The sequence below is a fragment of the Paenibacillus solanacearum genome, from assembly GCF_910593845.1.
GTDB lineage: Bacteria > Bacillota > Bacilli > Paenibacillales > NBRC-103111 > Paenibacillus_G > Paenibacillus_G solanacearum.
This window is the reverse complement of record NZ_CAJVAS010000013.1, coordinates 14,879-40,704: the sequence shown is the minus strand read 5'-3', so window position 1 is coordinate 40,704 and position 25,826 is coordinate 14,879. Positions and strand designations below refer to the sequence as shown.

Annotated in this window: 27 protein-coding genes and 1 riboswitch; of the genes, 6 read left to right on the top strand and 21 right to left on the bottom strand. The window is 56.5% G+C overall.

The window, feature by feature from the left end; translation table 11 throughout:
- Positions 1-321: 321 nt before the first annotated feature.
- Positions 322-1,311: an MBL fold metallo-hydrolase gene (locus KXG62_RS15910; protein ID WP_218092978.1), complete on the bottom strand. Its 990-nt coding sequence runs from the start codon at positions 1,309-1,311 to the stop codon at positions 322-324.
- Positions 1,311-2,045 (bottom strand): class I SAM-dependent methyltransferase, encoded by a 735-nt coding sequence (locus KXG62_RS15905; protein ID WP_218092977.1) that lies wholly within the window; start codon positions 2,043-2,045, stop codon positions 1,311-1,313. Before KXG62_RS15905 ends, KXG62_RS15910 begins: the two co-directional genes overlap by 1 nt.
- A 231-nt stretch (positions 2,046-2,276) precedes the next feature.
- Here KXG62_RS15905 and KXG62_RS15900 point away from each other — a divergent pair, with 231 nt between their 5' ends.
- The gene (locus KXG62_RS15900; protein WP_218092976.1) at positions 2,277-3,491 is read left to right on the top strand and encodes an ROK family transcriptional regulator; all 1,215 of its coding nucleotides are present in this window, start codon (positions 2,277-2,279) and stop codon (positions 3,489-3,491) included.
- Between the two features lie 185 nt (positions 3,492-3,676).
- Here the strand turns inward: KXG62_RS15900 and KXG62_RS15895 are convergent, their stop codons facing one another.
- From KXG62_RS15895 to glpK, 3 genes are all read right to left on the bottom strand, one after another.
- Positions 3,677-4,849: a DNA sulfur modification protein DndB gene (locus tag KXG62_RS15895; RefSeq protein ID WP_218092975.1), complete on the bottom strand. Its 1,173-nt coding sequence runs from the start codon at positions 4,847-4,849 to the stop codon at positions 3,677-3,679.
- Positions 4,849-6,018 (bottom strand): DNA sulfur modification protein DndB, encoded by a 1,170-nt coding sequence (locus KXG62_RS15890; RefSeq protein ID WP_218092974.1) that lies wholly within the window; start codon positions 6,016-6,018, stop codon positions 4,849-4,851. Before KXG62_RS15890 ends, KXG62_RS15895 begins: the two co-directional genes overlap by 1 nt.
- Positions 6,019-6,407: 389 nt before the next feature.
- Positions 6,408-7,901, bottom strand: a complete 1,494-nt coding sequence (gene glpK / locus KXG62_RS15885; RefSeq protein WP_246627475.1) for a glycerol kinase GlpK — start codon at positions 7,899-7,901, stop codon at positions 6,408-6,410.
- 291 nt (positions 7,902-8,192) lie between these two features.
- Between glpK and KXG62_RS15880 the strand changes: the two genes are divergently transcribed.
- Entirely contained in the window at positions 8,193-9,863 is a 1,671-nt protein-coding gene (locus KXG62_RS15880; protein ID WP_218092972.1) for a glycerol-3-phosphate dehydrogenase/oxidase, read from the top strand.
- Here KXG62_RS15880 and KXG62_RS15875 read toward each other — a convergent pair.
- The 12 genes from KXG62_RS15875 to KXG62_RS15820 form a co-directional block, all read right to left on the bottom strand.
- Positions 9,860-10,447, bottom strand: a complete 588-nt coding sequence (locus tag KXG62_RS15875; RefSeq protein WP_281426832.1) for a glycerol-3-phosphate responsive antiterminator — start codon at positions 10,445-10,447, stop codon at positions 9,860-9,862. The genes KXG62_RS15880 and KXG62_RS15875 overlap by 4 nt on opposite strands.
- A gap of 176 nt (positions 10,448-10,623) precedes the next feature.
- Positions 10,624-12,141 carry a cyclodeaminase/cyclohydrolase family protein gene (locus tag KXG62_RS34520; RefSeq protein WP_218092971.1) on the bottom strand — a complete coding sequence of 506 codons (1,518 nt, stop codon included), beginning with the start codon at positions 12,139-12,141 and terminating at the stop codon, positions 10,624-10,626.
- Between the two features lie 74 nt (positions 12,142-12,215).
- A riboswitch (ZMP/ZTP riboswitch) is annotated at positions 12,216-12,298 on the bottom strand.
- 106 nt (positions 12,299-12,404) lie between these two features.
- The gene (locus tag KXG62_RS15865) at positions 12,405-12,632 is read right to left on the bottom strand and encodes a cold-shock protein (RefSeq protein WP_218092970.1); all 228 of its coding nucleotides are present in this window, start codon (positions 12,630-12,632) and stop codon (positions 12,405-12,407) included.
- A 73-nt stretch (positions 12,633-12,705) separates the two neighbouring features.
- Positions 12,706-12,906: a cold-shock protein CspD gene (gene cspD, locus KXG62_RS15860; protein ID WP_199620314.1), complete on the bottom strand. Its 201-nt coding sequence runs from the start codon at positions 12,904-12,906 to the stop codon at positions 12,706-12,708.
- A 357-nt stretch (positions 12,907-13,263) separates the two neighbouring features.
- Positions 13,264-13,548 (bottom strand): hypothetical protein, encoded by a 285-nt coding sequence (locus KXG62_RS15855; RefSeq protein WP_218092969.1) that lies wholly within the window; start codon positions 13,546-13,548, stop codon positions 13,264-13,266.
- Positions 13,549-13,803: 255 nt separating this feature from the next.
- Positions 13,804-14,010 (bottom strand): cold-shock protein, encoded by a 207-nt coding sequence (locus tag KXG62_RS15850; RefSeq protein ID WP_218092968.1) that lies wholly within the window; start codon positions 14,008-14,010, stop codon positions 13,804-13,806.
- 298 nt (positions 14,011-14,308) lie between these two features.
- Entirely contained in the window at positions 14,309-14,530 is a 222-nt protein-coding gene (locus KXG62_RS15845) for a helix-turn-helix domain-containing protein (RefSeq protein WP_218092967.1), read from the bottom strand.
- A gap of 160 nt (positions 14,531-14,690) precedes the next feature.
- Positions 14,691-15,305: a DedA family protein gene (locus KXG62_RS15840; protein WP_218092966.1), complete on the bottom strand. Its 615-nt coding sequence runs from the start codon at positions 15,303-15,305 to the stop codon at positions 14,691-14,693.
- A 213-nt stretch (positions 15,306-15,518) separates the two neighbouring features.
- The gene (locus KXG62_RS15835; protein WP_218092965.1) at positions 15,519-16,412 is read right to left on the bottom strand and encodes a peptidoglycan-binding protein; all 894 of its coding nucleotides are present in this window, start codon (positions 16,410-16,412) and stop codon (positions 15,519-15,521) included.
- Between the two features lie 230 nt (positions 16,413-16,642).
- On the bottom strand, positions 16,643-17,299 hold the full coding sequence (locus tag KXG62_RS15830) for a YcnI family copper-binding membrane protein (RefSeq protein ID WP_218092964.1): 657 nt from the start codon (positions 17,297-17,299) through the stop codon (positions 16,643-16,645).
- Positions 17,300-17,381: 82 nt separating this feature from the next.
- On the bottom strand, positions 17,382-18,053 hold the full coding sequence (locus KXG62_RS15825; RefSeq protein ID WP_218092963.1) for a response regulator: 672 nt from the start codon (positions 18,051-18,053) through the stop codon (positions 17,382-17,384).
- The gene (locus KXG62_RS15820) at positions 18,028-18,870 is read right to left on the bottom strand and encodes a sensor histidine kinase (protein ID WP_218093079.1); all 843 of its coding nucleotides are present in this window, start codon (positions 18,868-18,870) and stop codon (positions 18,028-18,030) included. The genes KXG62_RS15825 and KXG62_RS15820 overlap by 26 nt, the downstream gene beginning before the upstream one ends.
- Positions 18,871-19,151: 281 nt before the next feature.
- Between KXG62_RS15820 and KXG62_RS15815 the strand changes: the two genes are divergently transcribed.
- The 4 genes from KXG62_RS15815 (at position 19,152) to KXG62_RS15800 (ending at position 21,306) form a co-directional block, all read left to right on the top strand.
- A complete protein-coding gene (locus tag KXG62_RS15815) occupies positions 19,152-20,183 on the top strand; it encodes a ketoacyl-ACP synthase III (protein ID WP_281426827.1) in 1,032 nt (343 codons plus the stop codon).
- 129 nt (positions 20,184-20,312) lie between these two features.
- Complete coding sequence (locus KXG62_RS15810) at positions 20,313-20,603, top strand: nucleoside-diphosphate sugar epimerase (protein WP_218092962.1); 291 nt, start codon at positions 20,313-20,315, stop codon at positions 20,601-20,603.
- Between the two features lie 27 nt (positions 20,604-20,630).
- A complete protein-coding gene (locus tag KXG62_RS15805) occupies positions 20,631-20,990 on the top strand; it encodes an alpha-helical endospore appendage domain-containing protein (RefSeq protein ID WP_218092961.1) in 360 nt (119 codons plus the stop codon).
- A complete protein-coding gene (locus tag KXG62_RS15800) occupies positions 20,977-21,306 on the top strand; it encodes a hypothetical protein (protein ID WP_218092960.1) in 330 nt (109 codons plus the stop codon). Before KXG62_RS15805 ends, KXG62_RS15800 begins: the two co-directional genes overlap by 14 nt.
- A 161-nt stretch (positions 21,307-21,467) precedes the next feature.
- Here the strand turns inward: KXG62_RS15800 and KXG62_RS15795 are convergent, their stop codons facing one another.
- The 4 genes from KXG62_RS15795 to KXG62_RS15780 are packed head-to-tail and all read right to left on the bottom strand — an operon-like array spanning position 21,468 to position 25,814.
- The gene (locus tag KXG62_RS15795) at positions 21,468-22,613 is read right to left on the bottom strand and encodes a YheC/YheD family endospore coat-associated protein (RefSeq protein ID WP_218092959.1); all 1,146 of its coding nucleotides are present in this window, start codon (positions 22,611-22,613) and stop codon (positions 21,468-21,470) included.
- Positions 22,614-22,634: 21 nt separating this feature from the next.
- Positions 22,635-23,591 (bottom strand): NAD-dependent epimerase/dehydratase family protein, encoded by a 957-nt coding sequence (locus KXG62_RS15790; RefSeq protein ID WP_218092958.1) that lies wholly within the window; start codon positions 23,589-23,591, stop codon positions 22,635-22,637.
- On the bottom strand, positions 23,588-24,919 hold the full coding sequence (locus tag KXG62_RS15785; RefSeq protein ID WP_218092957.1) for a UDP-glucose dehydrogenase family protein: 1,332 nt from the start codon (positions 24,917-24,919) through the stop codon (positions 23,588-23,590). The genes KXG62_RS15790 and KXG62_RS15785 overlap by 4 nt, the downstream gene beginning before the upstream one ends.
- 40 nt (positions 24,920-24,959) lie before the next feature.
- Entirely contained in the window at positions 24,960-25,814 is an 855-nt protein-coding gene (locus KXG62_RS15780) for a GT-D fold domain-containing protein (protein ID WP_218092956.1), read from the bottom strand.
- Positions 25,815-25,826 lie beyond the last annotated feature (12 nt).

Here is a 25,826-nt window from a genome sequence, read left to right as displayed (position 1 = left end):
CGGGTGCTTTGTGAAAGGATACGGGAGCCTCCTCCCGCGCTTCAACGCATGAGAGCACGGACAGCCGCAGCGGGAAAGCAGTGCTTGCCCCATGCTGCCTGGCCAAGCTCGGCGCGCTGCCGCAAAAGCCATTCATGAACACGAACGTAGACGAAGGCTGCCTGAAGCGCCAAGCCGTTTTTTGCGCTGCCGCCTCCCTCAAACGACTGCAGCACAAAAACGGCCCGCTCCCGCTCCCGCTCCCTCGAAGGGATGTGAGACGGACCGCCATCACTTGCTTCTGTCTATGGATTCCCACTTATTCTGTCTGTCGCTTCGCGCTTATTGCTTATAATAAACGACGTCGCCGTCGTAGACCTGTTCCGCTTGCCCCGCATCCCGCAGCCATATGAGATGCGCGATCGTCTCGGACAGTGCGAACCGGAGCTGGTGCAGGCTGAGCCGGTCGCCAAACGTCAGGCGGCATACTTCGTAGGCTGTTTTCGGCTGATCCAACAGCCGGCGCATGCCTTCGAGCCGCTCCTCGTGGTGGCCGATCAGCTCCTGCGCGCGCTGAGCTACGTGCGGGAACGGCTCTCGATGTCCCGGGAAGGCGATCCGCACCTCGAGCGCGCCGATCTCCCGAAGGCTGCGCAAGTAGCTGGCCAGCGGATTCTCATCGATGCCGCCGGGCAAATAGCTGACGTTCGGCGATATTTGCGGCAGCACGTGATCGCCGCAAAACAACACCCCCGTCTCCGCCCGGTAAAAGCACAGATGCCCCGCCGCATGGCCGGGGGTCAGGATCGGCACGTACGCGTCGTCGCCCAGAAGCACGGGATCGCCCGCCTCCAGGACGGTGACATCCGGCTGCGGCGACACGGACGGAACGAAGCCGTCCATGTGTTCCCGCATCGGCTCGCAGAGCTCCGGTGGCAAGCCGTGCTCGCGGAACAGTGCAAGCAGCTGCTCCGTCATCGGCTGCCCGGCGCCCCACAAGCAGCGGGCTTGCTCCAGTCCCGTCCGCGACAACAGGACGGGCGCGCCCGAGCGCTGCTGAAACCACCCTGTCAGCCCGTAATGATCGGGATGATGGTGGGTGAGCACGATGCGCTCGATCTGGCTACAGACAATACCAAGCTCAGCGAGCGCCGCATCCCACACAGCTTCGGCGGCTTCTGTCCGAAGCCCCGGGTCTATCAGCGTCCAGCCGCTGCGGCCGGGAATGAGATAGCTGTTCACCCAACGCAGCGGAAACGGCAGCGGCACCTTGACCTGCACGATATCCCCGTGCCGCTTGACGACGGAAGCAGTAGAGACGTGTCCGGGCATTACGATTCCCTCCGTCCGACGAAGATGAGCCGCTTCGACGCCGCAGGCTCGTACGGCGAAGCGCCATAGCCGCCGTATATGGCATCGACCGCAAGTCCCGACTTCTTCAGATGCGTCTCGAACCATTCCCGGCCGAGCAGCTTCACCTGCTCGTCGTATACGCGGTCCTTCCTTCCATCCTCTTGCAGTACGATTGTTTTGCGCACAAAGCCATCCTCGATGCGCCGGTCTTCCACGATCCGCAGCATTCCGTCCGTTCGCTCCGAGTGCGGAACGACGTTCGCTTTCACATATTCCGGGTTCAGATAATCGATAATAAACCGTCCTCCCGGCTCGAGCAGCCGGTGCATCTCCCGAAGCACCTGTTCGTTATCCGCATCGTCGTCGAAATAGCCGAAGGAGGTGAACAAATTGACGACGGCCGCGAACGGCCCGCTCAGCGGCACGTCCCTCATATCGCCGCGAACCCAGTTCACTTCCTCCGCCGAATCCAGCCTCCTTGCCTCAGCGAGGAGCACCTCGGACAAATCGACACCGGTCACCTTGAATCCGAAGCTGTTCAGCGCCATCGAATGGCGCCCCATGCCGCAGCATAAATCGAGCACTTCGGCGCCTTCCGGCAGCTCCAGCCACTCCATCATGCTGCGCACTTCCTCATACGCCCCCTGCAAATCGCGATGCTTATATACAAGCAAATAATCGTTTCCAAAGCTTTTTTCATACCATTCCGACATGTCCGACTCTTCCTTTCTGCATCAAAACCAAGCTGTGTCACCATACCTTGCGGGCGTAACACGTAATGTTAAGCCCTATTTTACCAGATTTCCGCGCGAAAGAGCACCTCTTCCTCTGCGTCAACATAATATTGGCTTCAACCGCGCGGCCCGCAAAGGTGGACAATGCGGCAAGCGATAGAGTAAATTAAGCTTAGACATTCCGGAATCTTCCAAGGACGGAGATGCGTCATGGAGCAATTGCCTATCGAATCAAGGCTTGCGGGCCGCAAGCAGAAGGAACTGTTTGAAATTATCCGAAGGGCGGGCACCGTATCGAAGATCGAGCTGCTCGAACGAAGCGGCCTGACCGGCAGCACCCTAACCCGCGCGTTAGAGGAATTGACCGCGTACGGGATCATCAAGGAAGCAGGCTTCGGCGAATCGACCGGCGGCCGGCGGCCGATTCTGTATGAAACCAACCCCGGATACGCTTATGCATTCGGTCTCGACATTTCGCGCATGCACACCCGCTTGAGCTTGTTCGACCTGACGCTGAAGCGGCTATCTTCCAGGCACTGGCATATGACGGAGCGGTTGACTCCGCCCGTGCTGCTGGAACAAATTGCAGAAGCCGCTTCGGCTATGCTGTCGAACCTAAGCCTTGCGCCCAGCTCCGTGCTCGGCATGGGAATCGGCGCCGTCGGACCGCTCGACCGGGAAACCGGCGTGCTGCTCGACCCGCTGTACTTCCCGTCGTCGGGCTGGGGGAACCTTCCGATCCAAGCTATGCTGGAGGAACGGCTCGGCTTTCCCGTGATGCTCGATAATGGCGCGAACGCGGCGCTTCTCGGCGAATCGTGGATGGACCGGGACCGGGATTACCGGCATCTGCTGTACGTGCACGCCGGTGTCGGCCTGCGTTCGGCGATGATGTCCGGAGGCAAGGTCGTGTACGGCGCGGTCGATATGGAAGGATCGATCGGCCAGATGATTATCCAGACGGACGGGCCTCGTCTGCTCGACCAAGGCAATTTCGGCTCGCTCGAGTCGTACGCTTCCATCCATGCGCTGGAGCTGCAAGCGCGCTCACGGCTGAAGCAGGGCCGGGATAGCCTCCTTCTCCGCATGGAAAGCGATCCCGACAAAATTCAGTTCGCGCATCTGCAGCAGGCGCTTCGGGAAACCGATCCGCTTACGGTCGAGCTGTTCACGCAAGCGGCTACCTACTTCGGGATCGGGCTGTCCAACCTGCTCAACATATTGCATCCGGAGAAGGTCATTCTTGGCGGCTCCCTGATCAGCAGCCATTCCGGCTTCTTCCATATCGCCACCCGTATCGCAATTCAGCGGGCGTATTATTATCCCAAATATCAGGTCGTGTTCAGCCAAGGCTCGCTTGGCGAGGAGGCCGTAGCCACCGGAGCGGCGCTAATGGTGGTCGGCAAATTGACGGAGCCGGGCTGAGCCGGCACACCATCCACGGCTGCCCGGCTGCTATCAAGCCATGCGGCAGATTCAAGCAAAAAGCTCCGCCCCGCCATCGAATCGATGACGGTGCGGAGCTTTTTAGATGACGCCGGACTGCGAGGCGTGCGTTCTGCGCGTTCTTTTGCATCGCAGTCCTCGGCCCGGTCACAGCGCCATCCGGCTTACGCCGTCGCTTCGCTGTCTTCCACCGGATCGCCGTGCATTTCCTGGAACATCCGTACGAGCTTGCCGTGCTTGCGCAGCGACTTTTCGTGAATCAGATTCAGCTTGCCGTTGTCCAGCGACCCGAACCGTTCGATCAACTGCTCATTATCGTGCGACCAGTCAAAGCCTTCGAATATGCTCAGGCAGGACGTCCAGTTTTTCACATATTTACCGTCCACGAACAGGTGACGGTGCGCATACAGCGCAATGCTTTCCTGCATGGCGCGGGCCGACGAGCTGTACTGCGGCAGTCCCGGCTGTTCCGGCATCAGCGGCAGCAGCGTGCTGTAGAACTGGTGCAAAATCTCGATAAACGTAGACGGATCGTTTTTGATTTTGCGAGCCAGCTCATACGATGACTGCATTTTGCCGGTAAACAGCATCACCGCCGTCGAGTACAGCCAGCTGAAGGACGTAAAGTTTTTATTGTATGCCGTCAAATTCGCCCGGCGCTCGACACCCGCCGCCTTCAAGAAGACGTTGTGGTCGGACACCTGCTGAATGACGAGATTAAGCGGATCGATCGAGTCGAACGAATGGCCGAGCTCCTTGCTGACCAGCTGCACTTTGGAATTGATGTCCCCGAACAGCTGCTTCTCCTCTTCCTCGCTCAAGCCGATGTAAATTTGCGCAGCCAGCTCGCTCTCCATCAATTCCAGGCGGCGACGCTCAAGCTGCTCCACTTGACCTTGCAGCTGCTCAAGCTCTTCCTTCGCTCCGGCGTCATCCGGCATTTTGCGCTGCTTGATTTTGGCGGCGGCCAGCTTCTTCTCCAGGCTGCGCGCCTCTTTCGAGATTTGATCGTTGACGTAACCGAGCGCGAGAATGCGATGCTGGCCGTCCAAAATGCTGATTTTGGAACCGGGGCGCAGAAACAGCCCGTTCTCGGTTTTCGCCAGGCTGCTGACGTCGCGCAAGCTGAGCGTGACCGGCCCGAAGAAGACGCGATCAAGCTCGCGCTCCTGCAAGTAGTTGGCGATTTTCCGCCGCTGGCCGGAGCTAAGCTTCCGCTGCACCATCGGATCGATCATCGTGTAGTTGAGCAAATCCTGCACCTGAATCGGAACGGTAGCCAAACCGTATTTTCCGCAAAAAGGGTGGATCGTCATTTTGAGATTCAAGCCTTCCATCAGCTCGCGTCCTCCTTCGTGCCTGTCGTCTCTTCATCGAGGATATCGTCTTCCCGGATCAGGAACAGGTGATGCTCCTCGTAAAATTCCTTTATAAACTGATATGCCTTCATGATGCGGGAGCGACGGGGCAGCCGGTCCTTTTCATCCCCCGTATAAATGGCGTTCCAATCGATGTGAGGCAATATTTTGGCAACGTATTGCAGCGCATATTTGTTGAATGTGCCGGTTTTGGTCACTTCGCCGTGGAAGAACATGGACAGCGCGATCTGTATGTTTTCCGTCCAGCAAAGCTCGCCTTTGGCCGGGTCCGGCAAATATTTAAGCAGATGCTCGAAATAGAAGGAGGCCAGCTTCAAATGCTCCTCCACTTCCGCATCTTCGAAGTAATACCCGTTGTTGCGCGCAGCCGACTTCAAGCGGCCTTCGAACAGCCCCGTCATGATCTCGATCAGCAAATGATACGAGAACAAGTATTCCGGTCCTTTGCCCCGTTCGGTAAACATGTCGACCGGCAGCTGCTTCATCACCGGCGCATCGAGCGCAAGGCGCGTGGCCAGCACATGGTAGAATCGGCGCTGCTCGCGAAGCACCGCCAGGTTGCCCCCGATCTTGCGCGGCAGCTTGTTGATATCGGAGAACAGCTGGCGCTCCTGCCTCGCATTGATGTCAAGATAAATCATCGTGGACATCGGGAACGCATACAGCTTGCTCAGCTTGGCTGAAATTTCTTCCATCCGGTCGTATTCCCGGCGGTCCTTGGCGCGCGCCATCGCGCTTTGCAGCGTTTCCATCAGTCGGCGGAATGCGGCGAGACGATGCTGCCCATCGACGATGTACAGCTTCTCGATCGCCTGCAGACGGTACATCTTCGCCTCTTCGTCATATTCGCCCGCCCCGCGCGCAGACAAGATGATGCCCGGGAAATAAATGCCTTGCCCATGATCCAGGTACAGCATGATGTAATCCATCATCTTGGACAAGTTTTGCGGGACGATCGCACGCTGAACCTCCAGATCGACCTCATAAATGGCAAACAGCTTGCTCATCGGCAATGTTGTGGATAATGTTTTTTGGCCGAACGTTCGGGAAGCGACTCCTGGGATTTCGATGTAAGACGATGTTTTCTGCTCCGCCAGCAGTTCCGACAGAGAAGAGATTTGATCCATAACCATATTCCTCCTTGGCTCACTTGGGAAGTTAAGCGTTATAGTATTTTACTATAAATAGGTTCATATAATTCCATTATACACCGAAAAGTACCGAAACATTCAGGATATTGGGAGATTTTGGTCCATTTTTTGATTATATCGAATTTGACATGTCGGTTCGGACGCACTTTGTCGGTCCATGGAATCAACGTGCTCCATAGCTGATTATAGCGCAGATGAAGGACCAATTAAACTTTTGCGCAGCGCACCACAGCTTATGGTAAGGATGCTATAAATAGTAAGCTGGCCTGAGGGGGATACGGCTTCGGGGGTAAAAAAAGCCGATGCTTACGGATGGACCCGCAGTATCGGCCAGATGCGCACATCAAGTTTTTTTGCAAAATGTATTAGATTTCCCGCCTGCTTAATTGGTATGACAATGCCCGCCGCCAACCGGCGTATTTGGCTTCGCTGTACGCCTCGCCCTGCTCCGGCTGGAATACCCGGTCGAGCCCTTTGAGCTGCTCCAGCTCGGACAGCCCGCTCCAGAAGCCGACTGCCAGGCCGGCCAGAAACGCCGCGCCGAGAGCGGTCGATTCGGTCACCTTCGGCCGAACGACCGAAACACTCATCATATCAGCCTGAAACTGCATGAGAAATTCGTTGCGGACGGCGCCGCCGTCTACGCGCAGCTCGCTGAGCCGCACGCCCGTTTCCTGCTGCATCACTTCGAGCACGTCGCGACTCTGGTAGGCGATCGCTTCGAGCGCGGCGCGCACCAGATGGGCTTTGCCCGAAGCACGGGTCAGCCCGGTAATCATGCCTCTGGCGTCCGGCTCCCAGTACGGCGTGCCGAGACCGGCGAACGCGGGAACAAAGTAGACGCCTTCCGTATCGTCGACCGAACGCGCGAGCGCTTCGGTTTCCGCGGCGTCGCCGATGAGGCCGAGACCGTCCCGGAGCCATTGGATCACGGCGCCGGCGATAAATACGCTGCCCTCTAGCGCGTAATCCACGCGATCGCCGATTTGCCATGCAACCGTCGTGAGCAGCCCGTTCTTCGAGAGCACCGGCTTGTCGCCGGTGTTGTTCAGAATAAAGCAGCCCGTGCCGTACGTGTTCTTCGCCATGCCTTCGCGGAAGCAGCCTTGGCCGAACAACGCCGCCTGCTGGTCTCCCGCCGCACCGGCAATCGGTACCGGAATCTGCGGATCGAGCAGCGCCGTATGCCCGTACAACCCGCTGGATGGCCGTACTTCCGGCAGCATCGCCGCCGGAATGCCAAACTTCACTAATATGTCCTCATCCCACTGCAGCGTATGAATGTTGAGCAGCATCGTGCGCGAGGCGTTCGACACGTCGGTGGCGTGCACTTTTCCTTCGGTCAGATTCCAGATCAGCCACGAGTCGATCGTTCCGAACAGCGCCTCTCCCTTGTCCGCCTTCTCGCGAATATGCGGAAACGTATCGAGCAGCCATTTCAGCTTTGTTCCGGAAAAGTACGGGTCCAGCACGAGACCGGTTTTTTGTTTAATCATAGGCTCAAGGCCTTGTTCCTTTAATGTATGGCACAGCGCGCTCGTCCGGCGGCACTGCCAAACGATGGCGTTGTGCAGCGGCTTCCCGGTTACGCGGTCCCATACGACCGTCGTTTCCCGCTGGTTCGTTATGCCGATCGCGGCGATCGATCCTGCAGGGACTTGCGCGGCGACCTGTTTCATCACTTGCAGCTGAACCTGCCAAATTTCGTCCGCATCATGCTCCACCCAGCCGGGCTCCGGAAAAATTTGCCGAAACTCCTGCTGCGCCGTATGAATGATAGCGCCTTCACGATCGAACAATATGGCGCGGCAGCTCGTCGTTCCCTGATCCAAAGATAAGATGTATCCTGACTTCGTCACAGCTTTTCCTCCCCAATCGAACGAATGAATAATTCCGATGTGCTTGCACTCGCAATCTAACATACGCGCTTTTTCGCTGTCAATGGCCGTTTGAAAGCAATGAAAAAGCGATGAAAAATGGTTGCTTCCCTTCTGCTTTCGTGCTATGATGGGTGCAACAAGTTAATCAAGGTCAGAGAACCAGAGAAGACCGCGATACAACCTCTCGGCATTGCTATGCCGGAGCTTTGTTCCGCGTCTTCTCTTTTTTTTATGTCTTTGAGGCAGACTACAGAAAAGGGAGATCTTACTATGACAAACGCAATCAACTTTTCCAGTGAACGAAGAAGCCAACTGCTGGAGCAAATGGCGGCTAAGCCTCTCGACTTGCTGGTCATCGGGGGCGGCATTACCGGCGCAGGGATCGCGCTTGACGCCCGCACTCGCGGAATGAACATCGGCCTGATCGAGATGCAGGATTTCGCCGCCGGCACGTCGAGCCGTTCCACCAAGCTGATTCACGGCGGGTTGCGTTACCTGAAGCAGCTGGAATTCAAGATCGTGGCAGAGGTCGGTAAAGAACGCGCTATCGTATACGAAAACGCGCCGCATGTCACGACGCCGGAATGGATGATGCTGCCGGTCATCGAGGGAGGCACGTATGGCAAGCTTGCCAGCTCCGTCGGTCTGTACGTTTATGATATGCTTGCAGGCGTCAAACGCGGCGAACGCCGCATCATGCTGTCCAAGGAAGAAACGCTGCGCCGCGAGCCTCTTCTTCGCTCCGACAAACTGAAAGGCGGCGGCTATTACGTCGAGTACCGCACGGACGATGCCAGACTGACGATCGAGACGATGAAAGCAGCGGTAAACCGCGGTGCGCTTGCCGTCAACTACGCGAAAGCGGAAGAGCTGCTATACGAGAACGGAAAGCTGACAGGCGTTCGCGTCGTCGATCAGCTGAGCGGCGAGTCTTATGAGATCTACGCTCACAAAATCGTGAATGCCGCAGGTCCTTGGGCCGACACGATTCGCGAAAAGGACGGCTCCAAGTTCGGCAAACGCCTGCACTTGACCAAAGGCGTGCATCTGGTTATCGATGGCAGCCGCTTCCCGTTGAAGCAGGCGATCTACTTCGATACGCCGGACGGCCGGATGGTGTTCGCGATTCCGCGCGACGGCAAAACGTATGTCGGCACAACCGATACAAACTATCAAAGCGACATCGTGCACCCGCGCATGACGGTGGCTGACCGCGATTACATTCTCACTGCCGCCAACTTCATGTTCCCGACGATCAAGCTGACGAACAAAGACGTCGAGTCGAGCTGGGCCGGCCTGCGTCCGCTCATTCACGAAGACGGCAAATCCCCTTCCGAGCTTTCTCGGAAAGACGAAATTTTCCTTGCGAAGTCCGGCTTGATGACGATTGCCGGCGGCAAGCTGACCGGCTACAGAAAAATGGCGGAACGGATCGTCGATATGGTGGCAAACCAGCTGCAGCAGGAAGGCAAAGGCTCTTATCCGGGCTGCACGACGGATAAAGTACGTTTATCCGGTGGCGACGTTGGCGGTTCGCAAGGACTTGCCGCTTACTTGAAGTCGAAGACGGAAGAAGGCGTGCGTCAAGGGCTGAGCCGCGAGCAAGCGGCCAAGCTGACGCAGCGTTACGGCTCCAACATCGACCTCGTATACGGCCGACTGAACGCCAAACAAGAAGCCGAGCAAGCGGGCTTGCCGATCGACGTATTCGCTTCGCTGGTGTATGGTATCGAGGAAGAAATGACGGCAACGCCGGCTGACTTCTTCATTCGCCGCACAGGCGCCGTGTACTTCGATATCGCTTGGGCGAAGCAGTGGAAGACGCAAGTCATTGCCTACATGGCCAAACGCTTCGGATGGTCTGAAGAAGAGACCGGGGCACATACCCGTTTGCTTGATACGCTGATTCATGACGCAGTCGAACCAAAGGCGCAGGATTAATCCTGCGCCTTTGGCGTTTCATCGGCGAATGCGTTCCACAGCTCCTTCAGGGAGCTGGTCACGGCGACCGCCCCGGAAGCGAGCGCCAGATCGACATCGCCCGGCGTACGGATCAGTCCGCCCGCCAGAATCGGAATGTCGATCCGCTTCCGCATTTCCGCGATAATATGGGGCATAATGCCGGGCATCACTTCGATGAAATCCGGCTTGATTTTGTCGGATAGCTTGTAGGTCATCTCCAGCGCGGTCGAGTCGAGCAGAAAGTGCCGCTGAATGCCGAGAATTTTATGCTTCTTCGCCGTCATCACCGCGCTGGAACGGGTCGAGATGATACCCGCGGGCCGCATCGTCTGGCATACAAATTCGATGGCGTAATCGTCATTCTTCAATCCGTTGATCAAGTCTACATGTACCAGCAGCTGTTTGCGGTGCTTCCTTACAAGCTGCCCGATACTGGCCAGTTGCGCGATGTGGCTGTCGAGAAGAACGAGCGTCGTGAAGCTGGACGACATCAAATGCTCCAAGTCCTTCATTTTCCGGATCGCCGGTAAAACCTTTTGGCCGTGAAAGTGGGAACTGAGCAAGTATGCCACTCCTTCGGGGTATTTTGCCTATATCATATCCTGTCGGACGGAAACTGTAAATCTATTCCCGCCATGCGGCCTGTTTTCGTTTGGCGAACAGCGGCCTCCCCTCCCGAGAGGCCGCTGTTCCGCTTACGTTCCCCGGCGCCTGCATTGAGCCGGCAGCGTAATCCGTTCTAATCCATATTTCCTTCGAGCCGTCCATGAACCATCGCCTGGACGGCTTTTTTCCGTTCGCAGATGAGACTCATTCGCTCCTCCGCCTCGGCCGCGAAGCGCTGCCGCATCTGCACATGACGGATGGCGGGCAAGTTGATCTGCACGGTCAGCCATGCGGATTGCGCGGCGGCTTCGGCAAGAACAGCGCCAATGCCGAGATCGGAGAGCACGTTCGGATTGGCTCCTTCTTTCATCTCGTCGATCCATTGTAGTGTGTCATCGCAAAGACTAATCAATTCCAGCGGCACCTCCGTCGCCCGCGTCGCGGCCGCCGCGATCGCCTGCTTGCGCCGCTCCTTCTCCTCCGGCGACCCGTTGGGCCATTTCAGCGCCTTCATATATTCGCGGAACGAGTCCGCGTCTCCCGCTGCAATGCGTTCGCAGTCCGCAGCAATCGCATCGAGCCTGCGGGCCGCCTGCTCCATACGCGCTTCCCATTCGCGGAATTTCGGCCCGACGGACAGCTTCGCGGTCATCGCTCCCATAGCCGCACCCAGCGCGCAGGCGACGGCAGCGACGCCGCCTCCACCCGGCGTCGGCGCAGAAGAAGCCGCGGCCGTCACAAATTCGCGAAGCGATTGAGCAAAAGGCCGCTCTTCATGCTCGATCCGGACCGTTTCGCTGGCGCCAGGACCCAACTGAAGCACCATGCCGCGCAGCAAGTTATGGAACAGCATCATCGTCGTCACAGCGCCTACTCCTCCGGGCACCGGACTCATCGCCGCCACCGCGTCCATCGTCTCCGGCGCCGTATCGCCGGCGATGCGGCCGTCTTCGCCTTCATTGATCCCGGCGTCGACAATGACAAGGCCGCTATGCGTCATCTCCGGCGTCACGAGTGCCCTGCGCCCCGCAGCGGCAAACAAAATATCCGCCTGCCGAATATGCCTCGCCAAATCCGGAGTGCGCGAGTGGCATACCGTCACGGTTGCTTGCTCCCGGAGCAGCAGCTGGGCCAGCGGTCTTCCCACCGTCTCGCCGCGGCCGACGATGACGGCATGCTTCCCCGCCAGCTCATAGCCGTAATGCTTCAGCAGCCGGATGCAGGCGAGCGGCGTCGCCGGGAATATGCCGTCCGCTCCGGAATACAGCGCCAGCTTGTTGGCCGGCGTCACGCCGTCCGCGTCTTTGCGCGGGTCGATCGCCGCCGTCACGCGAGCCGTATCGAGATGTGGCGGCAGCGGCAGCTCCACCATGATGCCGTGAACGGTGCCGTCCGCATTCCACTGCGCGATCGTCCGCAGCAGCGCAGACTCCTGTACGTCCGGCTCGAATGCGTGCAGCTCAAAACGGATCGCAAGCCGTTCGGCCGCCTTCCGCTTCGCCTCCGCATAATACGCCGAAGCGGGATCTCCCTTGACGAGCACCGTCACGATGCGCGGCTCATGTCCTTTCGCTGTCCATTCCTTCGCTTGTCCCGCAATATCGGCCGCCAGCGTATCGGCCAGTTCTTTTCCTTTCATCCGCAATCCCATCCTGAACGCCTCCTCTTTTTTGTTCAAACTGTCGTTTGGAAAACAAAAAAAAGCATTCGGTTCCGAAGAATCGAATACTTTGCCCAGGCGACCGGCCGATATCCCCGCACGCTCCCCGGTGGTTGCTCCACCTTTATCGCCAGTTGCGCACGGGTTTGTAGTTGTATTCATCATAGCGAAAAAAACGAATCTTGACAACCGATGTTATCCATAAGCGACCAGGACGGTTTCATGAATGCAAGCGTATGATTCATTTGAAGCTGCTAAATCTGCACGCCTTTCTTTAGCGATTTCATGTCGATATTCGGGTTGGACAGCAAAGGAAGCATCTTCACGCTGCTAACCATCGGGGAGTGACACTGCCGGCAGGTCGGCGCGCATTCGAAAGAAAAGTTGTCCCGCATCCAGCCCTTACAGCCTTCTTGAGCGCATGACCATATCATCGTGTTTTCCTCCGGGACAGGCTCTGACGATCTTTTCTGAAAATACACGCGTAACCCCTCCTTTGATTTAAAGAAAAACTGCCCTCAACACATTTGTTAAGGGCAGTTTCGATTCGGGCTATTACAGTTTTACTACATTTTCCGCTTGCGGTCCGCGGTTGCCTTGCACGACGTTAAATTCGACGCGTTGGCCTTCATCCAGCGATTTGTACCCGTCACCCGTAATGGCGCTGAAGTGAACGAATACGTCATTGCCGCCTTCCACTTCGATAAAACCGAAGCCTTTCTCTGCATTAAACCATTTTACTGTACCTGTTTGCATTGTATTACCTCCAAAGTTTATTTAACATGTACTTTTTATTCCTTGAAGCAAATAAAAAATTCACACATTGAAAAAGGCTCCATCGCACAAATGATCCCCTTTGCAATATGTGAATTCAGGTTTCAAATATATGATTAACTTCATGATAACACACCCCTATGAGAAAAGCAAACTGCATCTTGCATTATGATTATCTGGGAAAATCTTTCTGAAAGAAAAACGCCTTATCCGGAGAATTTTTCCGGATAAGGCGCCATGTTCGTTCGCGTAACGCTTCTACGAACAAAGAGGGAACGAGCTGATGACTGCAGGGCGATGTTTGTTTCCGCGACGGGTATCAGCCATCCTGTGTTCCTGCTATGATAAGCCGCCTTGCGTTCCATCATCCGCTTGGCTTAAATGATATATAACTTTCTTCTCGTACGGGATCAAGTATGACCGGTCGGCATATTGATGAATGTAATACTCGTCTTTGGAAACGACGGTTACTTTTTTATTGGATTCGGCATCCAGCGCATTCAAGTCCCTATGAAGAAACAAGCAATTGTTATTGGCGGTCATAAACAATCGAATTTGTCGCAAGGTGTACAAGTGATTGACCTGCAGTTCTTTCGGTACTTCGTTGTAATGGTATACGGCCATTCACGATACCTCCCTGTAATCCTTATTCTTATCGATTCGAAATGTCCGCTGACCTGATCTTAAACCTGAATTCCTTTTTCAGAAAATAATCGCCGGCAATCCATACGGCATCATCGTTATGTTTAATAATTATTCCTCCGTAGTCGATATAGCGATTGTCTCTCCACACCGTGACCGGAATTTCCAAAAACATGGCATTATCAAAATCCGCTTGGTTCACCAGCCACGGATTGCTTGCAAACATCGGATTCATCTTCAATATACTTTTTCAACATTTTCAGCTTGGGAACCGCGAATGCTTTGCCCAACGGTAAATCGCACCTTTTGCCCCTCAACCAGTGATCTAAACCCGCCCCCCGTAATCGCGCTGGAGTGCACGAAGATGTCGTTCGCGCCGCCGTCCACTTCTATAAAACCGTACCCTTTTTCGGTATGAAACCATTTCACCGTACCCGTTTGCATACAGAACCCTCCTTCATTTGTACTTATCCGCATATCGTGATAAAAAAAAATCACATATTGCAACAAGTACCTTTCAGAAGACCGATACTCATTGCAACATGTGATTTTCAGATACACCAATTTAATTTATTATAGCATTGTTTTCGGAATAATCCAACAAAACAAAATATTTAGCGTATTATCCTAAGTGCCCGGAAACCAAAGAGCCTTCTTCGTAAACTTTCCTCGGAAGGAAAGTTTATAAAGAAGGCTGGGTGCGGTTGAATCTCAAACCGGATCCGCTTCTCCGATCAACCGATCAGATCTGCAGCTCCCCAAGCTTGATAAGCTCTACTACCGCCTGCGAACGGCCTTTCACATTCAGCTTCTGCATCACGTTCGAGATATGATTACGCACAGTTTTCTCGCTAATAAACAACTGCTGTGCAATATCTTTTGTCGTTTTATCCTGTACCAAAAGCTCAAAAACTTCGCGTTCGCGGTTGGTCAGTAGAAATTTGCTTTTATGTTCGCCCTTCAAGTGTCACCCCTCCTTGCCCGGGTTTTTATTTCAATACAAGGTCTAGGGATACAGTCAACACATTTTATGAAAGGGCGGCGCCTTTGGTGCTGTATGGATGGGGTGTATATAAAAAATGGGCATCCGTCACGGATGCCCATTTCAACACGCCTTATGCATTTTATTCCGCCGGTTTCCTTTCCGCCTTCACGGCCGAAAATCGCTTCAACACGATGAAGATGACGATGGCCGCCACCGGAAGCCACAGCAGCTTCAGCCCATAACGGTACACGACGTCGGCGACGGCCGCCGCATGGCTGCCTGCCAAGCTGCCGGCAATGAAAAACAGCAGCGTCCAAACGAAGCCCGTCGTGTAAGAGTAAAGCGCATAGGTGCGGAACCGCATTTTGTTCACTCCGACGATGTACGGCATCACATGCCGCACAACTGGGAAAAAATAGCTAACGACCAGAGCAAAGCTGCCGTACTTGCCGACGAGCTGCTCGCATCGCTGAATGTACTTGACCATGTTCTTCTTCCGCTTCAGCTTCTCCATGACGGGCGTCCCGATAAACCGGCCCAGCACATAGCCGAGCGACAATCCGGAAGCGACGCCGAGATACGTGAGCAGAAAGGCGGGAATCGGCTGGAGCAGCCCGCTTGCGGCGATCGCGCCGCCGGTCATCACGATCCCTTCGTCGGGAATCGGCATCCCCACGATGCCAAGCCACAGGGCGAAAAATAAAGCGGCATAGCCGTATTGTCCGATCATCGAAAGCAGCATATCGTTTATCATTAAACTCTTCCCCTCTAATGTGACAAGAATAATGAACAAATGACAAAATAAGATGGCGCCTTTTTCATTTAAAGGCTTACTTCTTAGCATAACCTAAAATGGTTCGGAACACGTACTCTAAATTCTAAAGTTTTTCTTAATATTATGAAATCCGGCGTATTGCCCGTTTATTTCAAAAAAATCCCGGCTGTAATATAAGCCGGGATACTCGCCTTATTTGCTGATAAAATGCTGCGTGTACATTTGGCCGCACGGTCCGCCGTCGACGATCCCGATGCCGATATGCGTAAATTGGCCGCTCAGAAGATTGGCGCGATGCCCGGAGGAATTCATCAGCGCCTGGTGAGCCGCTTCCGCGCTCCGATTGCATGCGATATTCTCGCCAGCCTTCTTGTAGCGGATTCCGAACCGCTTCATCATATCGAACGGAGAGCCGTAGGTCGGCGATTGATGCGAAAAATAGTTGTTGTCGACCATATCCGCGCTTTTCAGCCGTGCCGTTCTGGAAAGCTCCGCATCGGCGGCAAGCGGACGCAGTCCGGCCTTTGCGCGCGCTTCGTTTACAAGATCGATCATTTGCCGCTCATCCGTCGACTGCTCCGGAGCCGGAGATGGCGCTGGATTGGGTGCGGGGCCCGGACTTGGCGTCGGCTCTGGGTTCGGCGCGGGGCCCGGACTTGGCGTCGGCTCTGGGTTCGGCGCGGGGCCGGGGCTTGGCGTTGGCACGGGATTCGGCGCCGGACCCGGGCTTGGCGTCGGCTCTGGATTCGGCGCGGGACCCGGACTTGGCGTCGGCCGCTTCGGGAGCTTAAGGTTGCCGTATGCCCATAAAATCGACTGCAGCGTCTGATTGTCGACCGCTCCGGTAACCGGGAGGCCGTACGCTTTCTGAAACCGCTTGACGCCGGTTTCCGTCGCAGCGCCGTAATATCCCGTTATGGTGCCCTGGAAATAGCCGAGCGACTTCAGCATCCCCTGAACGGCATATACGTCCGGACCTTTGGCTCCACGGCCGAAGGCAAGGGCATATGCGGAAAACATCAGGCTTACGATGAGGCAGGCGGCTAGCAGCACCATTGTTTTTCTTTTGCGAAGGCTTTGCAGCATGTATTCCGTTCCTCCCACAGGTTGTGCAATGGAATAGGTTACTCCAGTTCCATCATCCCCCGCTGCGGGCAATTTTATGAAAAACGAAACCAGGGCTGTATCGATACAAAAGCCGCCTCTTCGCCGGGCGAATGCGCGGCTCAAAGACGGCTTGCGGCAATCCGGCCAATGCGAATCGGGACTCGTCTGAAAGTCTTCGTTTCGCGGGGCGGAGTGCGGTGCCTGTTTATTTACTTCCGTTTGCTTCTCGCGGAAATCGCGACGATCAAGGAAACGACGCCTAGTGCAAGCGACGCGACGGACAAGTACAGCGGCGTGGAAGACGCGGCTCCTCCTGCTTGCGCATGGCTGTCCTGCCCGCCTGCGGCTGCTGCCGGAGCGGCGGTCGTATTGCCGTGGCTATCGGCAGCCGCTCCGGCCGGTTTCGGGTTCACCTTCGTGACGGAGGCCGGCTTGTCGGAGCCTTGCGCGCCGACCCACTCGACGACGCTGCCGTCCTTGTAGGTTTGGTACGCCTTCCAGGAAATCGCGGATGCGCTGTCGGCTACTTTGCCCTGCATGTAGAACTCGGCGAATTCCGTCGCTCCAATGCCTTCGCCGGTTGCGGTCCAGATGACGCCCGTCATTTTCCCGCTGGCGTCCTTGGTCAATTCGTATTTCCAGCCCGGCTTCGGTTCGAAGCGGGAAACAGATACGGCATCCAGCGGAAACTTCACTTCCACTTTTACCGTCGGAATGTCTTTTTCGTTCGGTACGCGAACGGTGAATTTCTCGTACGATCCTTGCGTCGATTCATTCGGCAGCACCGTGACATGCGCGCTGGCCATCGCTGCCCCCAGCATGGATAGGATCAGCATGGCACAAAATAATACGGATATTTTTCTCATTGTCGTTCCTGCCTTTCAGCGGTCATTATCTCCATAAGTAATGTACCGTAAACCGCTGCATAAGCAACATGACCCAACCGGGCTATTTTCCCCCCGGTTTATGGCCGATCTGTGTCAGGCCGTGCCGTACCGCATAGGCGGTAAGCTGTACCCGATTGTCCAGCTCAAGCTTGGCTAAAATATTTTTGATATGATTTTTTACCGTATTCTCGGTAATGACGAGCGTTTCCGCGATTTGCCGGTTGCTTTGGCCGCTGGATACGCAGGACAAAATTTCGCATTCCCTGGGCGACAGCACGCCGGGACCGATCTCCGGTTCGGACGATTCGCCGGCCGTGCGAAACGATTGCAGCAGGCGATCCGCCATGCGCCTTGATATTTCACCGTCCTCGTCCAGCAGCCCTTGCAGGTAAGCGATCCAATCGTCGGGGTCCATGTTTTTCAGCAGATACCCCTGCGCACCGTACCGGATCGCCGTAAACAAATCGGCCGCATCATCCGATACGGTCAGCATGACGACGCGGATGTGAGGGTACAGCTGCTTGATGCGCCGGGTCGCCTCCAGGCCGTTCATGTCCTGCATGCGGATATCCATCAGCACCAAATCCGGCAGCAGCTCCCCGCACAGCCGGATCGCCTCCGCGCCGCTTCCGGCCTCACCGATCCATTCGAAGCGGTCCTCGCCTTCGATTAAAGAACGAACCGCCTGCCGGGCAAGCGGGTGATCGTCAGCTACGAGCACTCTTGTTTTCATCGGTTGCTCCCTTCTTTGTCGTTCCAGTCACGGTCAATTCCAATCCGTTCTCCGGGGATGATTGAATTTCCAGCGTGGCGCCGAGCTCTTCGGCCCGCTTCCGGATCATGGACAGGCCGTATCGCCCGCCCGCTTCCGGCACGGCGCCTCCGCTCATGCCTGCGCCATTATCGCAGATGTACAGCCGCCAGCCGCCTTCGTCCCCCATCCTGCCAAGCTCGATCGTCGCCTGATCGGCGAGCGAGTGCTTGCGGATGTTGGTGAACGCTTCGCGGATGATCGAGAACAGCGGCACTTCCGCGGGCGGCGGCAGCGTCTCCGCGGACTCGGAGATGCGGCTCTCCACGGCGATGCCGCTGAGCGCGCTCCACTCCTTCAGCCAGGCGCGAAGGCGAGCGGCAAAGTTCCCGCCTTCCTCCGGCGGCGTGCGCAGGTTGAAGATCGCCTGCCGCAGATGGAGGTCAATCTCCGCTGCGGCCGAGCGAGCCTCCTGAATTTGCCCTTTTTTCAACTGAACGTTCAAGAAGAATAAAATTTGCGCAATATTGTCGTGCAGCTCTTGCGCCAGTCGCTCCCGCTCCTCATATACAGCGCGTTTGGCCTGCTCCTTGGACAACCGCTCGTTCATCGTCCGGATGCGATCGAACATCCAGGTCGTAAATAAAAAGGACATCAGCAGCGTCAGCAGCGTTATGTACAAATTTCCAGTTTCCATGGACAGCTCGTGCAGCAAAAAGTCATGGCGAAAATATTCAAACCCGCCGATCAGCACCGGAGGAAGAAGAATGGATAAAATTTTCAACGTCCGCATCGACACATACGTCGAATTGGCGCTCGGATTGCGCTTCACCGGTCATCCCGCCTTTTGTAAGCTTTGCTGTCTATTATACAACGTTCGCCCCAAATCACGCATCCGGCCAGTTCTGCGCAAAACCTCCGCTTGACGAAAGACTGAAATCAGACTGAAATCCGCGCATTGACAGAAACGGCGAGATGGTGTAATTTGAATTTAGTATCTGGTACTAATACTTAATACTATATCTTAGTCATTAAATATTGCGAAGTTTTACAAAACAATTCGTCCAAGAGGTGATTCTAATGATGAGTATTCCGGCGACCGGCCCCGCTTCCACTTCCGCTTACCGCTCCCATATTACCGCAATCGGCACGTACGTACCGGAGCGAAGGCTTACGAACGACGACCTGGCGAACATGGTCGATACGAGCGACGAATGGATCGTCCCGCGCACCGGCATTCGCGAGCGTCGGATCAGCGGGGAGAACGAATACACGAGCCATCTGTGCATCAAAGCGGCGCAGAACTTGATCGACCGTTACAACGTCGACCTGCGCGACGTCGATCTGCTGCTGGTCTGCACCAGCACGCCGGACTTCACCTTTCCGGCTACCGCTTGCCTGGTCCAGACGCATTTCGGCATGGCGCAGACGACGGCGATCGATCTTAGCGCGGCATGCGCCGGCTTCGTCTACGGACTTCATCTGGCCGACGGCATGATCTCCTCCGGCCTTCACCGCAAGGCGCTCATTATTGGAGCGGAAACGCTGTCGAAAATTACAGACTATACCGACCGCACGACCTGCATTCTGTTCGGCGACGGCGCAGGCGCGGTGCTGGTCGAGCGGGACGATTCCCCGTCGAGCCGGCCCTCCTTCCTCGCGTATACCGGGGGGAGCGACGGCAGCGGAGGCGCGCATCTGTACAAGACGTTCACCGCTTCCTCGCTGAACGGCATCCCGCTGCAGGACAGTGGAAAGCTCGTACAGAATGGCCGTGAAGTGTATAAATTCGCCGTGCAGACGGTGCCCAAGGGCGTTGCGGAGCTGACGGGCCTCGCCGGCATCGAAGCGGCCGACGTCGACTGGTTCATCCCGCACAGCGCCAACCTGCGAATTATCGAGTCGGTTTGCGAGAAGACCGGCATCCCGCTGGAACGGACGCTGCACACGATCGAGCGGTACGGCAATACGTCGGCGGCAACCATTCCGCTGGCGCTGGATGAGGGCGTCCGCGAAGGCCGCATCCAGGAAGGCGACACCGTGCTGCTGTTCGGCTTCGGAGGCGGGTTTGTGTACGGCGGGCTGCTGCTGCATTGGAGAGCGCTGGACTGACGCAGGCGGCCCGCAGCTTCGCCTTGACCCGGGGCTGAACAGGCTGACCGATCTGGGCTCATGTCATGGCACTTGAACCGCGCCTCTGCATAAGATAGGAAGAGATATCTTTGCGAAGGAGGTCTGCGGGTGAAGCGTCAGGTAACCAGAATCATCGAGCATATGGCCTCTTCTCATTGGCATATGACCAAAATTATTGAGGCCAACCGTCAAATCGTCAATCACATGGCGCAAATGACAACCGACATTCCCAGGGAAGATCCGAGCTTCGGCAGCGTCGACATGCTGACGGAATGTACGCTGGGCGTGAACCGGATCGTCGCATCCTACCTGGTCGGTCTAGCGGACCTGGAAGATGCGATAGCCGATAATTTGCTGATGGTCATGAAAGAGGTCGTTGTTCCCGATGAGGGAGAATAGAATGGATGACGGAAACGAGGGTATGACATGAGCCGAACTGCCTCTTACCATAAAATGCTGCGGTCGATTCAAGATTTTCAGCACAACATCGCCCTGATTCTGGAAGCGCAGGCGCACGAAGCCGCCCGCTCCAGACACTGGGTGTGCAATCATCTGGATTCCTCGCACTACATGAATCACTACGAGCAGGTGAGAAGAACCGGAGAAATCCACAACCAGCTGCTCGAGGTGATCAACGGCTTGACGCGGATGGAGCAAGCGCTCGCCAAAAACTTGCAGGCGCTGCTGATCGAACCGGAACCCGCCGTCCCGGAGGCGACGGGTGGCGGCATGGAAAATTACGGCGACATGATGTCGCTCGGAGGAACCAACGATGTATCCGGATGATGGAGCCAACCGCGCCAAGCTTCATATTTTGAACTCCTTGGCCCGAAGCCAGCGCGCCCTGGCCAAAATCATCGAGATTATGGCCGACACGGCGGAGAACACGAAGGCCGGCCAAACGCTGATCGATCAGATCGATGCGATCAGCCGGTACCAGCGTCAGATCGCCGGCAAAATGATCGGCATCCGGTTCCGCCGCAAAACGTTCGGCCGGCCGGGCAAGCCGTGGATTCACCCGATGGCGACAGCGGGGAGTCCCGTGAACCGCCGGCACGATCCCGAACGCGACACAAGAGAAGACAATACCATGAATGCCTGACAAAAACGGAGCTATCCATCTCCGTTTTTTTGCTGTCTGGCTGACCGGTACACTGCGGCAGGGCTCGTCTTGCGGCGATTCGCGAGAAATCCTCCTCGCATGATGCTATAGGCATGATGCCGAGGAGGATTGTTTGGGCATGGCCGGGGCTATGGCGGCGCCTAGTCCGCTCCCGGTTCTTCCGCAGGTGCGGCGCCAGGCTCGCCTGCTGCGCTTTTTGCGGCCAATGCCGCAGGGAGCGCCCGCCGGCTCAGCCGTTCCCGCGTCTTAAGCTGGCGGTTGAGGTACGCGGCATACTTGACCGGCGTCGCAAAGGTCGCCCGCCATTTCTCCTTCTCCCCCGCAATCTGGAACGTAATCCGCAAATCGCGGAAGTTGACCTCGATCAGCCAAGGATGCTGCGTTTCGTCGATCGCGACGTCCAGCCCCAGATCGGCAATATGCGGCAGCTCCTCATCCAGCGTAGAGGCGATGCGGAGCGCCATGGCGGCGATTCGCCGCTCGACGACCGCCGCATTCCAGCCCCAGTGCGCGAACAGGTCGGACGCCTTCAGCGAGTCTCCTCCGCAATGGATGTTGGTGACGACGGCCCCCTTTCGCGCCACCTTGCCCACCATCCCGGTATACTGCCACACGCCGCTGCCGTTCTTTTGCACCGAAACCCGAAAATCGACCGGACTTCCCTTGTACTTCATCATCGCAATGCCCTGCTGCACAAGGTAATCCCGCTTCTTCGTCCTGACGATGTCGACGAGCTGGCGAATCCCTACTTTTCTCCGTCTCGTCCGGCCGAGCATGTTGATTTCCGCAATCATGCCCTCGTTCACTTTGCGGACGCGTATAATACCGTTGCCAACGGACGAGGTGCGCGGTTTCAAATACAGGCAGGCGTTTTCGTCCAGCAGCTGCTTTACCGAATCGTACGTGACGTCGTCGGTCATCGGCAAATGCGGCAGCAGCATCTCGTTTTTGGACAAAATGCGGTGAATTCTCAGCTTGGAGACGACATTATGCTGATTGAAGACGACCCTTCCCATTTGCTTCAAACGCAGAATCGCCCGTTTGACGTGCAGCATATTGCTCCTCGTCCGGTTGATGATGACGGCCGGAAGCGGTCGTTCCATCCTCGAGGTTCCCGTCCAGCCCATCACCGTGCTCTTGCTCCAGTTGATATCAAACAGCGAAAAGAAGATGACCTCTTCTCCCTCTTTGCGGGCTGCTGCGATGTAGAAGGCCGGCTTCTCGAAGCTGCTCCGGCCGTTCATGAGCCGCTTCAGGAGCGAGGGCTGATACAGTATTCCAATCATCGCATAACCTCCGATCCCAGATTACGGCTTCTCGTTTGCGTAAAGCGCAGTAATATAACTCCATTGCGCCGCCAAGCCCTGGTCCAGCGACACCTTCGGCTGATACCCCAGCTCTGCGCTGGCGAGCGCGATATCGGCTCGAGTGGCGAACGGGTCCCCCGGCTGCTCGGGCGAGTATTGCATGTTCAGCGGTTTGCCGGCGAGACGCTCGATCTTTTGCATGATCTCATTGACCGACGCCGTTTCCGTGCCGCCAACATTGAATACCGTTCCGTGCTTCGGATAGTGCATCGCCTTGATATTGGCGTCCACCAGGTCGCTTACATACGTATAGTCGCGCGTTTGCTCCCCGTTGCCGTAAATAAATAGCGGCTGGTCCAGCCAGGCGTTCTTCATGAAACGATGAAAGCCCATGTCCGGGCGCTGCCTTGGCCCGTATACGGTAAAATAGCGCAGCGCCGTATAAGGAACTCCGTATTGGTTGTAATACAGATAGCAAAGCTGCTCCCCCGCCAGTTTGGTAAGTCCATAGGGAGAAATCGGACGCGTCGGCGACGCCTCCGTATTGTACTGCCCCCCTCCTCCGCCATAGACGGAGGAGGATGATGCGAAGACCAGCTTTTGAAGCCGAGGGGCTTGCTTGCACGCTTCAAGCAGCTTTTGCGTAAGCAAGATGTTCGCCTGCAGGTAGTCGGCGAACGTCGCTCCCCAGCTGTTGCGGACACCGGCCAGGCCGGCCAGGTGAAACACCACATCGGCCTGTTCGATCAGCCGGCCCAGATCCATGCCCAGCAGATCGGCGGGATGCCACTCAAAGTGGGGATGCCCGATCGCATGCCGCAAATTGTCTTCCTTGATTTTCAAAGCGGACGCCGGCTGCAGCTGATCGACGCCCTTCACGAGATGACCCTGACTGAGCAATGCTTCGCATAAGTGCGATCCGATGAACCCTGCCGCTCCAGTGACCACAATGTTCATGTCGTTTCACCTCTGGCGATGCCCGTGAAATGCCACCCTTTGCTGCGCATTTCCGCAGGATCGAGATAGTTCCGCCCGTCGAAGAAGTAGGCGGTTTCGGCGATGGACGCCCATGCTTCCCATGGATAGGAGGAAAATTGCGGCCAAGGCGTCGCGAGCACGACCGCATGGGCGCCCGCGACCGCCTCGCTGGCCTCCGTCACGACGTTGACGCGGGACAACATCTTACGGTCAATGCCCTTGCTCCAATGAATGTGCTCCACCGATTCGACGGTCGGGTCGACGACGCGAATTTCCTGTACGCCCCGGTGCAATAATTGCTCGATCATCTTGATGCCGGGCGATTCCCGCTGATCGTCCGTATTCTCCTTGAACGCGACGCCCAGCACGGCAATCCGCTTGCCCTCCAGCGGAAGAACCGACTGCATCTTATCGGCGAACCAGGCGATCTGCGAGTCGTTGATGCGTTTGACCTGACGCAGCAGCTCGAGCTCCGTTCCTTGCTGCGTGCCGAAGTAGAGCAGCTCGTCGACATCCTTCGGAAAGCAGGAGCCGCCGTACCCGATTCCTGCATACAAGTGATGCGGCGATATCCGGGGATCCAGACCCATTCCTTGGGCGACTCCCCGGATATCGGCTCCTACCCGGTCGGCCAGTCGGGCCATCTCGTTGATGAACGAAATTTTGGCGGCCAAAAAGCCGTTCGAGGCGTATTTGATCATTTCGGCCGTTTCGTAGTTACAGACGACATAGGTCGTCTGCAGCGACGCGTACAGCCCTTTTACTTTGTCCATGGCGGATTCGTTCTCCCCGCCGATGACCGTTCTGGACGGATGGAGCGAATCGTACAGCGCCTCGCCTTCGCGTAAAAATTCCGGATTCGACACGACCTCAACCGGATAAGTTTGCATATCGATGATTTCCGAGAGCCGTTCCTTCATCCAGCGATTCGTGCCGATCGGCACGGTGCTTTTGGTGACGATGATTTTCGGTTCATTGATATGGGCTGCGATCGTATCCAGAACCTGGCGCAAGTACTTTAGGTCAGCTCCCCCGTTTGGCATCGACGGCGTCCCGACCGAGATCATCAGAACCTCGCTCTCCGTTACGGCGCTCCGGCTGTCGGAGGTGAACGTCATGCGCCCGCTGCCGAGCAGATCCCGGAGCATCTGGTCCAATCCGGGCTCCGTGAACGGCAGCTCTCCGTTATTCAGTCTTTCGACTTTGCCGGCGTCGATATCGTAGCCGATGACCTGGTGTCCCAGACTGGCAAGCACGAGCGCCGTTGTCGTACCGACGTAACCCGAACCGACGACAGTAACTTTCAAGTCCCTCTCCCCTTTGCAATAGCGTCGTATCCGGCCGCACTCAATCAGAAGATGGACGAAGGGTATCCGGGCTATCGGTTTCCTCCGGCCGCTCCGCCGATATTTGCGCTTCTGCCGGAGCCTTCTCCGGCGCCCGTTTGACGCCGTCTCGCTTCGGATTCCATGCCCGGACTTTCGGGTTGCCGCTGATCATGAATATAGCGGATTTGCCGAAGTCGACGGCAACCCTTCCCTGCTTCTCCGCCAGTTTTTGCGCCAGGATGACGGCGTTGACGCCGGCGGAGACGAAGACAATATCGCAATCCACCGATTTCATCTTTTGGAGCACGGCCGGTATTTCCCCATAGCGGTCGATCCGGATCGTTCGGACGATCTCAATCTCGAAATCGCCGTATTTTTTCCCGACGAGCCGTTTGAATTGATGGGCCCAGCGGGAAACGACGGCGACGCGTTTGCCCCGAAGCATTTCCCAGAACTCCACGAACTCGACCATGTGACGATTGATGAACGTATGACACAGCTTCGCCGGTTCGATCTCGAACCGTTCGAAGCAGGCATCCGTCAGCGGACGCAAATATTGCTGCTGCTCCGCCAATATTTCCTTATCATGCTTGTGAGGAATGCCGACAATGTCCGCCTTCTTGATCGACTTGATCAAGCTGTCGCGCAGCTCGATGTTCGGAAGGCGAACCCCCTTCCAGTTCGTGCTGCGCGATAACCTGGCCCAGCGGGTCGCCAGAATTTTGCGAATCGGCCAGACCTTATACTGGGCTAGGCAGAGATTCTCCCCGTCGCCGACACGGACGACGGAGAGCGGCTTTTTCTGCTCCACAGCCTTCTCGATCTCCTCAATGACCTCAAGCGTCGACAACCAGTTGCGCTCGTCTCTGCCCATCGCTCATTCCCG

Coding starts and splice junctions, on each gene's coding strand:
- KXG62_RS15910 (WP_218092978.1), bottom strand. CDS start 1,311: ATGCCCGGACACGTCTCTACTGCTTCCGTCGTCAAGCGGCACGGGGAT.
- KXG62_RS15905 (WP_218092977.1), bottom strand. CDS start 2,045: ATGTCGGAATGGTATGAAAAAAGCTTTGGAAACGATTATTTGCTTGTA.
- KXG62_RS15900 (WP_218092976.1), top strand. CDS start 2,277: ATGGAGCAATTGCCTATCGAATCAAGGCTTGCGGGCCGCAAGCAGAAG.
- KXG62_RS15895 (WP_218092975.1), bottom strand. CDS start 4,849: ATGGAAGGCTTGAATCTCAAAATGACGATCCACCCTTTTTGCGGAAAA.
- KXG62_RS15890 (WP_218092974.1), bottom strand. CDS start 6,018: ATGGATCAAATCTCTTCTCTGTCGGAACTGCTGGCGGAGCAGAAAACA.
- KXG62_RS15880 (WP_218092972.1), top strand. CDS start 8,193: ATGACAAACGCAATCAACTTTTCCAGTGAACGAAGAAGCCAACTGCTG.
- KXG62_RS34520 (WP_218092971.1), bottom strand. CDS start 12,141: ATGGGATTGCGGATGAAAGGAAAAGAACTGGCCGATACGCTGGCGGCC.
- cspD (WP_199620314.1), bottom strand. CDS start 12,906: ATGCAAACAGGTACAGTAAAATGGTTTAATGCAGAGAAAGGCTTCGGT.
- KXG62_RS15855 (WP_218092969.1), bottom strand. CDS start 13,548: ATGGCCGTATACCATTACAACGAAGTACCGAAAGAACTGCAGGTCAAT.
- KXG62_RS15850 (WP_218092968.1), bottom strand. CDS start 14,010: ATGCAAACGGGTACGGTGAAATGGTTTCATACCGAAAAAGGGTACGGT.
- KXG62_RS15840 (WP_218092966.1), bottom strand. CDS start 15,305: ATGATAAACGATATGCTGCTTTCGATGATCGGACAATACGGCTATGCC.
- KXG62_RS15835 (WP_218092965.1), bottom strand. CDS start 16,412: ATGCTGCAAAGCCTTCGCAAAAGAAAAACAATGGTGCTGCTAGCCGCC.
- KXG62_RS15830 (WP_218092964.1), bottom strand. CDS start 17,299: ATGAGAAAAATATCCGTATTATTTTGTGCCATGCTGATCCTATCCATG.
- KXG62_RS15825 (WP_218092963.1), bottom strand. CDS start 18,053: ATGAAAACAAGAGTGCTCGTAGCTGACGATCACCCGCTTGCCCGGCAG.
- KXG62_RS15815 (WP_281426827.1), top strand. CDS start 19,152: ATGATGAGTATTCCGGCGACCGGCCCCGCTTCCACTTCCGCTTACCGC.
- KXG62_RS15805 (WP_218092961.1), top strand. CDS start 20,631: ATGAGCCGAACTGCCTCTTACCATAAAATGCTGCGGTCGATTCAAGAT.
- KXG62_RS15800 (WP_218092960.1), top strand. CDS start 20,977: ATGTATCCGGATGATGGAGCCAACCGCGCCAAGCTTCATATTTTGAAC.
- KXG62_RS15795 (WP_218092959.1), bottom strand. CDS start 22,613: ATGATTGGAATACTGTATCAGCCCTCGCTCCTGAAGCGGCTCATGAAC.
- KXG62_RS15790 (WP_218092958.1), bottom strand. CDS start 23,591: ATGAACATTGTGGTCACTGGAGCGGCAGGGTTCATCGGATCGCACTTA.
- KXG62_RS15780 (WP_218092956.1), bottom strand. CDS start 25,814: ATGGGCAGAGACGAGCGCAACTGGTTGTCGACGCTTGAGGTCATTGAG.